The sequence below is a fragment of the Rhizobium nepotum 39/7 genome, from assembly GCF_000949865.1.
Taxonomy (GTDB): domain Bacteria; phylum Pseudomonadota; class Alphaproteobacteria; order Rhizobiales; family Rhizobiaceae; genus Agrobacterium; species Agrobacterium nepotum.
On the sequence record NZ_JWJH01000016.1, the window covers coordinates 26,560 to 40,718 of the forward strand.

Sequence of the window (14,159 nt, forward strand, 5' to 3'; positions counted from 1 at the left end):
TTACGCCGCCGGCCTCACCCCGGCCTTCGCCAATTGTATCTGCACCAGCGTGTCGAGGTTCTGGTTGACACGACAGTAGAACTCTTCGTCGATGAAGGGGCGCAGCATGAAGTCGTTGCCGCCCGCCTTCAGGAACCGCGCCGACAACAACCGGTTGGTGGAGGAGGAAACGCCGATGATGCGCAGCTCGTGCGATCCGCGCACGGTGCGGACGCGTCGCGTCAGTTCGAAACCGTCAATATCGGGCATATTGTAGTCGGTCACCACCAGCCCGATATCGGGATTGGCCTTCAGGATTTCGAGCGCCTTCGCACCGCTATCGGCAAGGCTGACGCGGAAATTATAACGCTTGAGGCGGCTGGAAAGCAGCGCCCGCGCCGTCGGGCTGTCATCGACGATCAGCACATGGTGGCGGTGGTTGGTGAGGAACCGGCAGATGGATTCCGTCAGCATGTCCACGGCGAAGACATTATCCTTGAGAATGTAGTCGACCACATTCTTGGCGATCAGCGTTTCGCGGGTCGCCTCGTGAAAAGTGCTGGTGAAAACAATGGTCGGGATCGAAAGATCGATCAGATATTCCAGCGCCTCGCCATTTTCCGCCCCCGGAAGGTTGATGTTGGAAATCGCAAGCGTGACAGGATCGGCGGAGTGTTCGTAACACGCCTGCAACTCTTCGAAGTTGCGGCACACCTCCACGGAAACGCCCAGCAGCTCCTTCAGACGCAGGCTCACCATCTGGGTGAACACATTGGTGTCTTCCGCCAGCAAGATGCGGCAATTGGTGAAAGGCACGCCCGAATATTGCATGCCCGTAATGCCCAGAAAATTCATTTTGTCCTAGTCCCCCGTCGTCTTTCAGAGGAAATTAGCAGGCGTATTTTTCAAATTAATTAATAACACTTTTGCCCGAAAACAGTCGGCACACATGCTTACCCAAAAGAAAACACGGCCCCGAAGGGCCGTGTTGCAAATGCGGGCGGAAAAGCGCCTCAGGCGCGCAGCAGCGCATTCTCCGTGTCGAAGGGGCTTTCTTCCACCACCTCGGCATCATAAAGCGTGCCGAGAATGCGGATTTTCAGCTTCGTGCCAACAGCTGCATATTCGGGTTTCAGCATGGCGAGCGCGATGGACTTGCCGACGCGCCAACCGAAACCGCCGCTGGTGACGCGGCCGGCAAGTGCGCCGTTTTCATCGGAGATTGCTTCCGAACCGCGCGCATCGACATCCGTATTGCCCGACACGGTCAGCGTCGAGAATACCGATTTCAGGCCAGCTTCCTTGTAGGCCACCAGTGCATCGCGGCCGATGAAGTTTTTCTCCGGACGCAGGAAGCGGTCGAGACCGGATTCATAGGCGTTGTATTCCACCGAAAGCTCGCGACCCATGTTGCGATAGGATTTTTCGAGCGACATCGACACCATGGCCCGGATACCGAAAGGCTTGATGCCGAATTCGGCGCCCGCTTCCATCAGCCGGTCGAAGATGTAGTTCTGCATCTCGATCGGATGGTGCAGTTCCCAGCCCAGTTCGCCCACGAAGTTGACGCGCAGCGCATGCGCCGTCGCAACACCGACGGAGATCTGTTTCGCCGTCAGCCAGGGGAAATCCTTGTTCTCGAGGCTGGTGCGGGTCAGCTTCTTCAGAAGATCGCGCGACTTCGGACCGGCAAGCACCAGCACACCGTATTTCTGGGTGATCGGCTGCAGCACCACGGAACCGTCGGTGGGCGCAAGCCGCTGAAGCACGTCATGATCGTGGGCCTCAAGACCGCCGGCAGACACCAGATAGAACCGGCCCGGCGCCCATTCATAGACGGTGAACTCGATCTTCACGCCGCCATTCGGCGTCAGAAGATGCGTCAGCGCGATGCGGCCGCGCTTCTTCGGCACGATATTGGCCAGAATGTTGTCCAGCCAGGCGCGCGCGCCGGGACCGGACACTTCCATCTTGGCGAAGGCCGACATATCCAGCACGCCGACATTCTGGGTGACGTTCTTCACCTCGTTGCCGACATGTTCGAAATAGTTCGAGCGGCGGAACGACCATTTCTCGACGATCCGGCCATCCTCCAGCGGCGGCGCATGGTTGTGGCTGGTGATGACGTCAGCACCGACGCCGAGGTCTTCTTCGCGCAGCGCATAACCCTCCGGCGCATACCAGTTGGCACGCTCCCAGCCGTAAACGGAGCCGAACACGCCGCCGAGCTTCTTCAGACGGTCGTAAACCGGCGTCGTCTTCAGCGGGCGGGCGGCGGAACGCTCTTCATCGGGATAATGCATGGTGAAGACGTTGGCATAGGCTTCCTCGTTCTTGGCAATGAGGTAACCTTCCGTCGCGTGAGGTCCGAAGCGGCGCGGATCGACACCCATGAGATCGAGCGTCGGCTCGCCATCGACGATCCATTCCGCAAGCTGCCAGCCGGCGCCACCGGCGGCGGTGATACCGAAGGAATGGCCTTCGTTCAGCCAGAAATTCGTCAGGCCCGGCGCCGGACCGACGATCGGGTTACCATCCGGCGTATAGGCGATCGCGCCGTTATAGACCTTCTTGATACCCACTTCGCCAAAGGCCGGAACGCGCGCGATGGCAGATTCGATATGCGGCATCAGGCGGTCGAGTTCTTCCTGGAACAGCTCATATTCGCTGTGCTCCGAAGGGCCATCGACATAACAGACCGGCGCGCCGACTTCATAGGGGCCGAGGATAAGACCACCCGCTTCCTCGCGCATGTACCAGGCCGAATCCGATTCACGCAGAACGCCCATTTCCGGCAGACCCTGACGGCGGCGCTCCTGAATGGCCGGATGCGGCTCGGTGACGATATATTGATGCTCGACCGGAATGACCGGAATATTGATGCCGACCATCTCGCCGGTCTTGCGGGCGAAGGAACCGGTGCAGGAGATGATATGTTCGGCGATGATCTCGCCCTTGTCGGTCGTCACCTTCCAGTGACCGTCCTCGAGCTGCTCGATGGCGGTAACGGTGGTGTTGCGGTAGATGGTCGCGCCACGGTCGCGCGCGCCCTTGGCCAGCGCCTGCGTCAGGTCGGCGGGCTGGATGTAGCCGTCATCGGGATGCTGGATCGCGCCGAGCAGGCCGTCCGTCTCGCAGAGCGGCCAGACTTCCTTGACCTGTTCCGGCGTCAACATCTTGACCTCGACCCCGATGGTCTCGGCGATACCGGCATAATACATATACTCGTCCCAGCGATCCTTGGTGCGGGCGAGACGGATGTTCGAGACCTTGGAGAAACCGACATTCATGCCGGTTTCTTCCTGAAGCTCCTCGTAGAACTTCACGGAATATTTGTGAATCTGGCCAACCGAGTAACTCATGTTGAACAGCGGCAGGAGACCGGCCGCATGCCAGGTGGAACCCGACGTCAGCTCCTTGCGCTCGATCAGGACGCTGTCGCTCCAGCCCTTCCTGGCAAGATGATAAAGCGTCGAAACGCCGACGACGCCGCCACCAATCACCACCGCCCGTGCATGTGTCTTCATTTACAGAACCCCTAAAAAGCGCCGGCGTTGCCTGATTGTCCCGCCAAATCGATGGGAGGAATATGAAGCGCCCGGCCGCCCTTCAGCCGCCTGATTGCGACATGGCCATAGGGTGCTGCGACAGGCGCGAAAATGAGCAGCGCCGCTTATACCTTCCCGTCCTGCCCGCCCTCACCGGCGGTCTTTACGCCTTCTTTCGGTTCTTCCTTCCGCGGCGAAGCAGACGCCGCGCCCGTATGCGCCACCACCGCCTTGTCGCCCTCTTCGGAAAGCAGCGCTGCCAGCATTTGCGGGTTGGCGTCGCCTTCCACATGGATGTTGAGATTGCGCTGCGGGAACGGAATATCGATCCCCTCCTCGCGGAAGCGTTTGAGGATCGCGATCCTCAGCGCGTTTTTCACGCCAAGCCCGGTCGACAGATCGGCAAGGTGGAAACGCAATTCGAAATCCAGCGAAAAATCACCGAAACGGAGGAATTCCACATGCGGTTCCGGGTTGCGCAGCACCGGCGGCTGCGCGCGCACCAGCTCCAGCAGGATATCCATGACCTTCTGCGGATCGGAATCATAAGACACGGATACCGGAATTTCCGCGCGCATGATGCGGTTGCGGTGCGTCCAGTTGCCGACCGAGGAATTGATGAATTCGGAGTTCGGCACGATGATCGACTGGCCGCGGAAGGTTTCGATCTCGGTCGCGCGCACGGAAAGCCGCTTGACGGTGCCTTCCGTCGTGCCTGTCACCACCCAGTCGCCCACCTTGAAGGGACGCTCGACCAGCAGGATGAGGCCGGAGACGAAGTTCGAGACGATGTTCTGGAGGCCGAAACCGATACCGACAGAAAGTGCGGAGGCGACCAGCGCGAGGCTCGAGAGGTTGAGGCCGGCGGACGAGACGCCGAAGATCGCCGCAACTGCGATGCCGAGATAACCGATGCCGGTCTTGACCGAGTTGCGCACCCCGGCATCCACCTGCCCGCGCGCCATGACGTTGTTGTCCAGCCACTTCTGGAACCAGCGCGTGATGATATAGCCGATGGCGAAGACGAGCACGCCGCCGAACAGGCCGATCAGCGAGATCGAGGCATTGCCGACGGTGATGCCGGTCAGCAGGCGATAGGCCCAGCTTTCGATGTCGCCCGGCTGGAACCCCCAGGAAAACAGGATGAGCGGCACACCGAAGGCAAGTGCGACGACATAGATGCCAAGCCCCGCGGCAAGCCCGGCCTGATCGAGCGCAACCGGGCCGAGACCGTAACGCCGCGCAAGATAACGGCCGGCAAGCGATTCGGAGAAGGCGCCCTGTCGTGAAATCGCCTTGCCGGAAAGAATGCCGATATACATCGTCGCCAGCACCGCACCCGTAGCGACGATCTGCGTGGCGAGGAAGCGCGCCAGCCCGACATAACCCGTCAGGCAGGCGCCGATGAGAACAAGCCCGCCGACCCTGAGCAAAATGACGAGCCAGCGCGGCAGGCGCTGATTGCCGGTGTCGTAGTCCTGCCCCTCGCCGATGACAGGGCGCAGGAACGACACGGTGAGCAGGATGATACCGATGATGACCGAGGCGACGAAGCTCTTGGCGACGGTGACGATCAACGGCGAATAGAGCGTCTCGCTGATGGTGCCGAACAGATAGTCGAGACCGTTGACGAGCGCCATCAACAGCACCGCCGAAGACAGCGTGTGCGCACCCTTGTTGGAAACCTGCAGCAGACGCCATTCCGGTTGCGTCGGCGCGAAGATCGCATAGCTCAGCCGGGACACGAAATAAACAAAGCCCATGATCGCCATCGCGCCGAACAGGATCGGCGCTATATCGGAACGGAGTACGTTGAAATTATCGAGGAAAAACGCCGAGGTCACCAGGAACAGGAACAGCGACAGCGACTGCACCATCGTCGACCAGAAGGCCACCGAAAGGCGCCGCAGATAGGAAGGCTCGCCCGAAAAGGCCCGCCTTTCCATGCGGCTGCCGAAAAAGCGGTAACCGCCCACCAGAAACAGCAGCGCCGCCATGATCGACAGCACCACCGCCCCGAACATCGGCAGGCGTTTGTAATTCCAGACGAAGCCAGCCCAGCTGCTGAAGGCGTTGTTGAGATTGGTCAGCTCGCTCAGGAAGGCGGAAGATGCGTCACCCAGCGTCTCGGCGGAGACTTCGGTGCGCTTGAACAGGGTGGCGGCGAAAAGCGCCCGGCGAACCGCCGTGATGTTGTTGGAAATCTGCGCGGCGTTGGTGGCCGTGCCCTCAACCTCGCCGGCAATCGCATTCACCTCGGCGCGCTCCGCCGTCAGCCGAGAACGCTCCTCCGTCACCATGCTCGCTTCCGGCGGCTGGTCCTCCGCCGGGGCAGCGCCAAGCGCCTCCAGACGTGTCTTGATCTGGTCAAGGCGGGTGCGCAGCTTGGTGTTGCTGGCAGACGCATCGGTCGCAATGCCATCGGCGCGGCCCTTCAGATCCACCAGCTGCGCGTCATCCTTGCCGCCTGCCTCCACCTGCGCGGCGATGGCCGACACATCGGCCTTCCATTTTTCCAGATCCGCCCTCGCCTGCTCGACGATGGAAGCCTGGATCGCCACCGGGGCAGGCGTTGTCGCGTCCTGCGCGGACGCCGTTATGACGGACGACAGTAAGCCACTGACGAGAGAGAGCACGACGGTCATCATCGTGGCCATGGCGGCTTTTTGCCACCGGCCGGGCCTAAGCCCGCCGAACATCCGCCTGCCATATATCAATCCGCCAAACATCAACCGCACATCCATGCCTTTCGCCTCTTAACTCCGCATCAGGCTATTTACCGCCTGCCGCGCAGAAAACCACCCGCAAAAAACGAGGTTTTCAGGAGTTTGCCTTGCTTTTCACCCGGAGAATCATCACCTTCGATAATGCAGCAAACATGGGAGGAAATCATGGAATCTGCTGGTATCGGCTGGATCGCAGCTATCATCATCGGTGGTGTCGCCGGGTGGCTCGCCGAACAATTCATGAAAAGCAATATGGGTGTTTTCATGAACATCCTTCTTGGAATCGTCGGCGCGATCATCGCCAACGCCATTCTCTCGGTGTTTGGAATCGTTTTGACCGGCTGGCTCGGTTATCTCATCGCCGGCTTCATCGGCGCCTGTATCCTCATCATTATCGGCAGGGCTTTCAGGCGCGGGTGAGCAAAAGGCTAAATCCGTAAAACCCCGGATTTTCAGGCTTTTCCAGCGCGGCTGAAATTTTTTCGTCACAAAAATATAAGAAATTTCATTTCCGCGCTGGACAACCCAAAACTTCCCCTTTATATGCCCCTTCACACCGCCACACGGTGTCGGTCGGGTGATTAGCTCAGTTGGTAGAGCAGCTGACTCTTAATCAGCGGGTCGTAGGTTCGAGCCCTACATCACCCACCAAATTCTCCTAAAATGACAAGACGTTGCGATGCTAAGTTAAAGCATCGCATCAGTGGCCGAGTGGAGAAATTCATCCATATCGCCATGCCAGCGCGAGACGCCGGGCCTGTCGCCGACGGCGTTGGGCATGCCGGCGAAATAGCTCCCCCCGACAGTCTACAATTCCATTTCCGGCACGCTGCTCGTTCCGATGAAGCGAGGTCCCAATGGTCGCCCTGCAATACGGCTTCCGAATTCTTCGGTGAAAGGAACCGGCGCTGCCTGCTTTACCGCGTCGATGGCGGAGTCGATAAAGGCCTGACGTCTCAGGCTGTCCTCCTGCGGGCGCGCTGCGGTGACGACCACCTTGCCCCGTATCTGCCCGTCCTTGTGCAGAATGAACTGCAGCGTCACCACAAGCCCCTCGCTATCTTCCGGCGGCACCCAGCACGCGTAGATCGCGTCGAACATTTCGTTGATATTGCTGGCCGGGGTCGGATCCCTGCATTCCCGCGACTGACCTGAAGCCTGCGTCAGAGCGCCTCCGGTCAAGATGACCAACGCCACGAGACCTGGCAGCCTGAGGCTGCGGAACACCCAAAACGAGCGATTGAACAACTCAAACATCCTTTCTCGGGAAACGACCGGTCTCTCCGGCCAGCCGGTTACAATTTTTTAAAAAACCGTTTTCGTAAGTAAAATTTCTTTAAAGCGTCGGAGATGAGAAACATCCGAAAATCTGGCTTCGCCATCACTACGGAATACATAATATATATGTCGATAAAAATAACAGCGGAATACATATCCAAAAAAATATTATTACACTATAAATTATTATAATTCATAAAAATAAATACAAAAATATACATATATAAAAGAATAAATCTATCAAACAGCAAAAACAATATTAGAAAAATCAATTATGTATTTCTAGTTTACCGAATAATATGATTGCCGCGAAAATCTACTCCGCAAATGCGCTTTCCGCCTTAACCAAAGGCCATAGTTTGCATTGCAAGCCGCCAGTTTGGCTGTATGCATTGCCCGGCCAGAACAATGGCGCAATGGGGGATATCATGACATCGAAATGGGTAATGGCGGCATTTTTCGGCGCGGCGCTGACGGTTGCGGGTGGGGCGCAGGCGGAAGACCTCGTCTTTTCGCTGAAGAACGGCACAAACTCGGTTCTCAACGCTTTCTACACCTCACCGGTCGGCGTCGATGACTGGGAAGACGACGTTTTCGGAAAGAAGGCGCTTGGTCCGGGCGAAACGATGGAAATCTCCATCGCCGATGGCCGCCGTGTCTGCAAATACGACATGCGCTTCGAATTCCAGGGCGACGAGCTGGAAGACCTCGAGGATACACAGAATCTCTGCGAACTCGGCGAATACACCATCACCGAATAACAGACCGGCAATAACGGCCCTGCCCGATCAAGGCGGGGCCTGCTCCGGCGAACAGTCTTCAAAAACGTGTTTGCCGCTCCGGCAATAGCGGTTTTTCGGCAAAGCCGCCGAAACGGTGAAATATCGGCGTGGCTGTGCCGCCCCTTCCCCAAAGCTGTCTCAATCATCCTTATGATTGGCGCGATGAGATTGATCGTCAACATATTGCTTTTCGTCGTCGGCGCAGCCGGAAGCGGGGTATGTGCGTTTTTATTGTCCGGAGCGCTGGCCGATTCCGGATTTCTCGGTTCCTGTTTTGAGGGAAGCTGCGCTTATGCGGCACTTTTTATGGTGCTGCCCGTCACATGGTTCGTGCTTTTTGCGCTTTACGTCATGGCCCTGCTGGTCTGGAGACGGAAACCTTTCCGGAACGGAAGGCGCTGAAAAAGCGCGCGCCTGCGCCGCCGCTACCGCGCGTTCGTTGACAGAGATCGGGACTTGCCGTTAACGTCCCGCCTGCTGGGGGATTCGCTGCCAGTGATATGCGGGCCTGCAAAGCAGGCCGATATCACAGGCCTCTGAATGTGCATGTTCCGATTTGCGTTTCGCGTAACGATGGGCATGACGGAAAACAGGGAGACCAAACGATGCGGGCCGCTATAAATTCTCCATCGCTTTCTATCGACACTATGGACTACCAGGCCGAGTGCCAATTCGCGTTGGAGCCCTCCATTCAGGGGTTGATCGAAAAAGCGGAAAGCGCCGGCTGGAACCGCCAGCAGGCCGCACTTGCCATCGTCGCACTCGCCAGCGAACATTTGAGCGACATGCTCTCCAGCCTGGCCGCGCCGGATCACCGCCCCCTGTCCTGATATCCTCCCGCCAGACGGAGCCGATCAACGTCGGCATCGTCGCCGCATCATCCCGAAAATCGATTGAACTGGCTGGAGCGTCCGCCTCGCTCCCGCAGGGGCATTGCGTCGCTCCGTGGTAAGCACGCGAGGCGAAACGGCTGCGCGCCGCCAACCGCATCGCAGGCCAGCCAGCCCCCTCACCCGTCATCCCCGGGGCATTCGCGCTGTCTTGGCGGCGCGCCACCACAGTGTTGACATAAGCGGCCAATAATGAGAACATAAAGTGAACATTATGGAGGTCAGCGATGAACGCAGCAGACGCAACCATAGAAAATGCCCTCTCCGTAGTCGCCCGGTCCCGCGATATGCGTGAACGCGCGCTCGAGCGGCGGCGGGAATTGCAGCGGCGAACGGAAGTCATCATCGCCCGGCCGCTCTACGTGCTGAAAAAGAACGAAGGGCCACGGCAATTGTCGCTGAAACTCGACAGCTAGACGACGGCAGAAGGCTCACGGAAAACGGCGGGCAGAGTAGGATCGCGAAGCGGAAACGCTCATCCTCGCCCCCTGTCTGCCGAAAGCAAAATCCCGTGCGGATCACATCGCGCACGGGATTTTCAGAATGAAGAGATCATTGTCTTGTCTTATTGCATGCGTTGCATTGCGGCTTCGGGCTCACCTGTCGTCGCAACCGTTGCCGCCGGAAGGCGATCGGTCTTTTTCAGGATGACGACGGGCTTGTCCACCGGATCCGTCGGCGGAACGATGCTTGCGGTTTTGAATTCACGGTCGACGGCAGGAACGGAAGCGTTGATCTTTTCATGACCCGCGCATTCCGCGAGCGCTGCACTGGCGGAAAAACCAAGGACAGCGGCGATAATGAGAACTGATTTCATGTCATTCTCCCTTCGCTTTGGTGGCGATCTCCCAGTCTAGGGGGAGATGGTCCGGATTGAAAATCACACTTTAGAGACATCTAAAGTTGTCGGTCATTGCACCAGTCGTCGTCATCGGTGGGCAATGGAGCGATAGGTCAGGCGTATCGCTATTATTTTTTCCGCATATCCAGCGGATTTTGGCAAAGCGGCCTGCGGAATATCATCGCCACATAACTTCCCTTGAGGGAAATGAGGCTTGGCGTGTAAGTCGTGGCCTTTGCCGCATTGGCGGCCTTTATCGTTCTTGCGTCAGAGGAATTATGCTGCATGGCACGCCTCCTTCCATAAGCGATAACGAAAAAATACCGATCTTGTTCCGAAAGCGGTTCCTGTGGCCCGAGGGAGGGCAAGGCGCCGCCGCGTGTTTCTTCTCCCCGCCGGGGAGAAGGTGGCCCGAAGGGTCGGATGAGGGGGGAACCCTCACTGATTATCTCTGACCTTGCCCCCTCATCCCGCTGCCGCGACCTTCTCCCCGGCGGGGAGAAGAAACAAGGAGCATTCTCCCAATCCCAACCCAACCCCACGCTTGAAAATTTCGCCAGAAACCTCTATATGGCGGGGCGTGAGGACGACCTCGGCCATCAAGGCGACAGCATGCGGGACGGCCCGGTCAATACCGGAGAATAAATTGCGCTCCCTGCCCGATCGTATCCGCCACGCCCTCAGCTTCGAAATCATCGGCCTTCTGCTTGTCGTGCCGCTGGGTGCACTCGTATTTCACATGCCCATGGAAGACATCGGCATTGTCGGCCTCGTCAGCGCCACGCTCGCGACGGCCTGGAACTATCTTTACAATCTCGGCTTCGACCATGCCATGCAGCGCCTGAAAGGCACGACGCTGAAGACGCCCGCCATCCGCATCGCCCATGCCCTGCTGTTCGAGCTGGGTCTGCTGATCGTGCTGATGCCCTTCATCGCCTGGTATCTCGGCATCAGCCTCGCCCAGGCGCTGGTAATGGATATCTCGTTTGCACTGTTCTACGTGGTCTATGCCTTCGTCTTCAACTGGGGCTATGACCGGCTTTTCCCGCTGCCTGAATGGCAATCGCAGGACGCCGTCTGACCGACGGCGAACCCAGCACGCAACGGCTGCATTTCAGCAAAAAGCTGAAGGCGCGGTCGTTATCCTATCAACTCCTCGGGCATGCCCAAGGAGCCAGCGATTTCGAAGGGGTATGGGTCAAGCTGAAGGACGAGAGGTGTCATCATTCTCGGCAGCCATGGGCTCAACGCCGGCAACTCTTCCTTACTGATCAGAGAGATTTCAGCGTCCAGGCCACGATATCGCGGGTGGCGGCGGCAAAGGCCTGGTCCAGCGCTTTCACGAAATTGGCGTTGCCGGAACCGCTGACGCGAGCGCTGGCGCGGAACACTTCCTGCGCCTTCACCGAGCCGTTGCGGTCGTTCAGAAGCTTCACCGACATTTCGATATTGGCGATGTTCTTGCCCGTATCCACCTCGAAGGCGCGGATATCGGTCACCACCTGATAGTCAATCGCCAGCCCCTGCCCCGGACGGCCGACGCCGCCGAGCTTGCCGGTGTCCTCGAAGGCTTCCACGAGCTTGGATTGCACCATGCGCGGCAGGCGGTCGCTCCATTGCGAATTGCCGAGATATTGCACTTCCGAACCGGAGAGGCGCACCACGATGTTTTCGCTGTCCAGCGCCTTCAGCGCAGTCGGATCGGCGATCAGCAATTGCCGGCTTTTGAGCGAAGGCCCCTGCGTCACGGTCGCCGGAGAGACGGAGAGATCGAACGTGTCGTTCGAAGGGGTTCCCGAGCAGCCCGCCATCGCGACGGCCAGCAGCGGAGCCAGAAACAGGGCGCGGCGCATTCGGCCGTTCGTCAATCGTGTCATTGGCCCATACCCCTCTTAGCGCCTTGTTCTGCCGTCATATTGTTTCACGGTTTCGCCGCCGAAAATCAACCGCTGCGGATCGCGGTCAATATTGGTGATGGCATTGTTGAGATTGTCGACCGTCTGCCGCGTGCTGCCGATCAGCGCCTGGAAGTCTTTCAGGCCCGAGCTGGAGAAGCGGGTCAGATTATCGGCGATCGGCCCGATCCGGGCGTTGAGATTGTCGGCAACGGCCTTGAACGAGGTCAATGTCTCGCGCACCTTGGCAAACAGCGAATTGGCGTCGTCTGTTCCAAGCATGGTGTCGACCTTGACGAGAATGCCGTCGACACGGCTGGAGGCAAGGTTCAGCTTGCGGCCCATATCGGTGAAGTCGGTAATCGCCTTGTCGATATCGGCGCGGCGGGTGCCGACATCGTCGGCGATCCGCTTGAAGTTCGCCACCGCGTCGCGCGCATCGGCGGTCGCAGAGGAAACATCGTCGACGACGGTGCCAACCTTGGCGGGATCGACGGAGGCCAGAAGCTCGTCGGCGCGCTTCACCACGGTCTGCACCTGCGTGCTCGCCGCCTCGAAATTGCGCGCGGTACTCTGCACCGTCTCCATGATGCCCTGAATATCGCTGGAGGCGGAAGCGACATCCTTCGTCACCTTGTCGACATTCGACAGGATGGAATCGATCTTGCCCGCATCCACCGCCTTCACCAGATCCTCGATGGCGGTCAGGGTCCCGTCGAGACGGACCGAAACCGACTGCACGGTGGTGGAAAGCGAACTGAGGCTCGCGATGAAACTCTTGATACCGTCGGAATTGGCGGCCAGCGCATCGGAGAATTTCTCGGCGTTGCGCACCGTCTGCGTCAGGGGAGCACGGGCATCCTGCACGAAACCCTGCAATTCGCCGATGGCGCCGTCGGCACGCTTCAGGATCTTGTCGGCGGTGGCGAGAAGGTTGGTGACGCTGGAAAGATCGGCGGTCAGCTCGGCGGGAACGCCGCTCTCGACGGATTTCTGCAAAATGCGCTCGCCATCCTTGTTGCCGCCGGAAAGCTCGATATAGGCCGCACCCGTCAGGCCCTGAATTTCAAGCACGGCGCGCGTCGAGGGGAAAACCGGTGCATCGGCCTGCACCTCGGTAAAGGCGATGGAATAGGCCGGATCGTCGCGGTCGATGGCAAGGCCGCGCACCGTGCCGACCGGGATGCCGTTGAAGCGCACCGGAGATCCGACGGAAAGGCCGTTCGCCGAACCGGGAATACGCACCAGAAGCTGCGCCGTCGGGCCGCCCCGGCCGAATTCCGCCATCCAGTAGACGAAGCCGAATGCGGCAGCGATCACGATCAGCGTGAAAATTCCGACTATGGTGTAGTTCGCCTTGGTTTCCATGCTTCTTGTTACTCCACCGGGTGTTCCTGCCTGCCGTCCGGAAGAACGACAGAGCGCGCCCGTTTGCCGCGGAAATAGGACTGCACCCAGGGGTCGTCACAGGCAAACATGTCCTGCAGCGTCCCTTCCACCAGCACCTTCTTCTGGCCGAGAACCGCAATGCGGTCACAGACGGAGAACAGGCTGTCGAGGTCGTGCGTCACCATATACACGGTCAAACCGAGCGAATCGCGCAAGCGCGAAATCAGCATATCAAATTCCGCCGCCCCTATGGGGTCGAGGCCGGATGTCGGCTCGTCGAGGAAGACGAGGTCGGGATCGAGCGAGAGCGCCCGGGCAAGGGCTGCGCGCTTGATCATGCCGCCGGAAAGCTCCGACGGGTATTTGTCGCCTGCATCCGGATTCAGGCCCACCATCTCGATCTTCAGATAGGCAAGCTCGTCCATCAGCTTTTTCGGCAGGTCCAGATATTCGCGCATCGGCAGCTGGATGTTTTCCTTGACCGTGAGGCCGGAAAACAAAGCGCCCTGCTGGAAAAGCACGCCAAGGCGCGTATCGAGCATCACCCGCTCTTCCTCGCTCGCCTTGTCGTAATCGGTGCCGAGAATGCGGATCGCCCCTGCCTGCCTCGGCAAAAGCCTCAGAACCGTGCGCATCAAAACCGACTTGCCGGAACCGGAAGGCCCGATAAAGCCCAGAATTTCACCGCGATAGACATCGAGGTTGAGATTCTCGAGCACGTTCCGGCCGTTGAAACCAACGGTCACACCCTCGACTGAAAGCACCACTTCGCGCCCGTCTTTTGCGGTTCCGGTCTGTTGCTGTCTCTGGTCCGGTTTCTCCAACGCGCCC

At 58.9% G+C, this 14,159-nt stretch carries 14 protein-coding genes and 1 tRNA gene; 7 read left to right on the plus strand and 8 right to left on the minus strand.

Going from position 1 to position 14,159, the window contains the following annotated elements:
* From RS75_RS16910 to RS75_RS16920, 3 genes are all read right to left on the minus strand, one after another.
* Window positions 1-834: a response regulator gene (locus tag RS75_RS16910; RefSeq protein WP_045022385.1), complete on the minus strand. Its 834-nt coding sequence runs from the start codon at window positions 832-834 to the stop codon at window positions 1-3.
* A gap of 158 nt (window positions 835-992) precedes the next feature.
* Window positions 993-3,506 (minus strand): GcvT family protein, encoded by a 2,514-nt coding sequence (locus tag RS75_RS16915; RefSeq protein ID WP_045022387.1) that lies wholly within the window; start codon window positions 3,504-3,506, stop codon window positions 993-995.
* A gap of 146 nt (window positions 3,507-3,652) precedes the next feature.
* Complete coding sequence (locus RS75_RS16920; RefSeq protein ID WP_407691553.1) at window positions 3,653-6,226, minus strand: mechanosensitive ion channel family protein; 2,574 nt, start codon at window positions 6,224-6,226, stop codon at window positions 3,653-3,655.
* A gap of 192 nt (window positions 6,227-6,418) precedes the next feature.
* Between RS75_RS16920 and RS75_RS16925 the strand changes: the two genes are divergently transcribed.
* Window positions 6,419-6,673: a GlsB/YeaQ/YmgE family stress response membrane protein gene (locus tag RS75_RS16925; protein ID WP_045022503.1), complete on the plus strand. Its 255-nt coding sequence runs from the start codon at window positions 6,419-6,421 to the stop codon at window positions 6,671-6,673.
* Between the two features lie 155 nt (window positions 6,674-6,828).
* Window positions 6,829-6,904 (plus strand) — tRNA-Lys (locus tag RS75_RS16930).
* A 156-nt stretch (window positions 6,905-7,060) separates the two neighbouring features.
* Here RS75_RS16930 and RS75_RS16935 read toward each other — a convergent pair.
* Entirely contained in the window at window positions 7,061-7,510 is a 450-nt protein-coding gene (locus RS75_RS16935) for a hypothetical protein (RefSeq protein WP_045022392.1), read from the minus strand.
* 449 nt (window positions 7,511-7,959) lie between these two features.
* On the opposite strand from RS75_RS16935, the gene RS75_RS16940 reads away from it, so the two are divergent.
* The 4 genes from RS75_RS16940 (at window position 7,960) to RS75_RS16955 (ending at window position 9,619) form a co-directional block, all read left to right on the plus strand.
* Window positions 7,960-8,292 (plus strand): hypothetical protein, encoded by a 333-nt coding sequence (locus RS75_RS16940; protein ID WP_045022504.1) that lies wholly within the window; start codon window positions 7,960-7,962, stop codon window positions 8,290-8,292.
* 171 nt (window positions 8,293-8,463) lie between these two features.
* Window positions 8,464-8,715 carry a hypothetical protein gene (locus tag RS75_RS27385; RefSeq protein WP_045022393.1) on the plus strand — a complete coding sequence of 84 codons (252 nt, stop codon included), beginning with the start codon at window positions 8,464-8,466 and terminating at the stop codon, window positions 8,713-8,715.
* Between the two features lie 203 nt (window positions 8,716-8,918).
* Entirely contained in the window at window positions 8,919-9,143 is a 225-nt protein-coding gene (locus RS75_RS16950; RefSeq protein ID WP_045022396.1) for a hypothetical protein, read from the plus strand.
* Between the two features lie 287 nt (window positions 9,144-9,430).
* On the plus strand, window positions 9,431-9,619 hold the full coding sequence (locus tag RS75_RS16955; RefSeq protein WP_045022398.1) for a hypothetical protein: 189 nt from the start codon (window positions 9,431-9,433) through the stop codon (window positions 9,617-9,619).
* A 149-nt stretch (window positions 9,620-9,768) separates the two neighbouring features.
* On the opposite strand, the gene RS75_RS16960 is transcribed toward RS75_RS16955, so the two are convergent.
* A complete protein-coding gene (locus tag RS75_RS16960) occupies window positions 9,769-10,020 on the minus strand; it encodes a hypothetical protein (protein WP_045022400.1) in 252 nt (83 codons plus the stop codon).
* 670 nt (window positions 10,021-10,690) lie between these two features.
* On the opposite strand from RS75_RS16960, the gene RS75_RS16970 reads away from it, so the two are divergent.
* Window positions 10,691-11,125, plus strand: a complete 435-nt coding sequence (locus RS75_RS16970; RefSeq protein ID WP_045022403.1) for a PACE efflux transporter — start codon at window positions 10,691-10,693, stop codon at window positions 11,123-11,125.
* A 190-nt stretch (window positions 11,126-11,315) separates the two neighbouring features.
* On the opposite strand, the gene RS75_RS16975 is transcribed toward RS75_RS16970, so the two are convergent.
* The 3 genes from RS75_RS16975 to RS75_RS16985 are packed head-to-tail and all read right to left on the minus strand — an operon-like array spanning window position 11,316 to window position 14,152.
* On the minus strand, window positions 11,316-11,921 hold the full coding sequence (locus tag RS75_RS16975; protein ID WP_045022404.1) for an ABC-type transport auxiliary lipoprotein family protein: 606 nt from the start codon (window positions 11,919-11,921) through the stop codon (window positions 11,316-11,318).
* A gap of 15 nt (window positions 11,922-11,936) precedes the next feature.
* Window positions 11,937-13,307: an MlaD family protein gene (locus RS75_RS16980; RefSeq protein ID WP_045022412.1), complete on the minus strand. Its 1,371-nt coding sequence runs from the start codon at window positions 13,305-13,307 to the stop codon at window positions 11,937-11,939.
* Between the two features lie 8 nt (window positions 13,308-13,315).
* On the minus strand, window positions 13,316-14,152 hold the full coding sequence (locus RS75_RS16985) for an ABC transporter ATP-binding protein (RefSeq protein WP_045022414.1): 837 nt from the start codon (window positions 14,150-14,152) through the stop codon (window positions 13,316-13,318).
* Window positions 14,153-14,159: the final 7 nt, after the last annotated feature.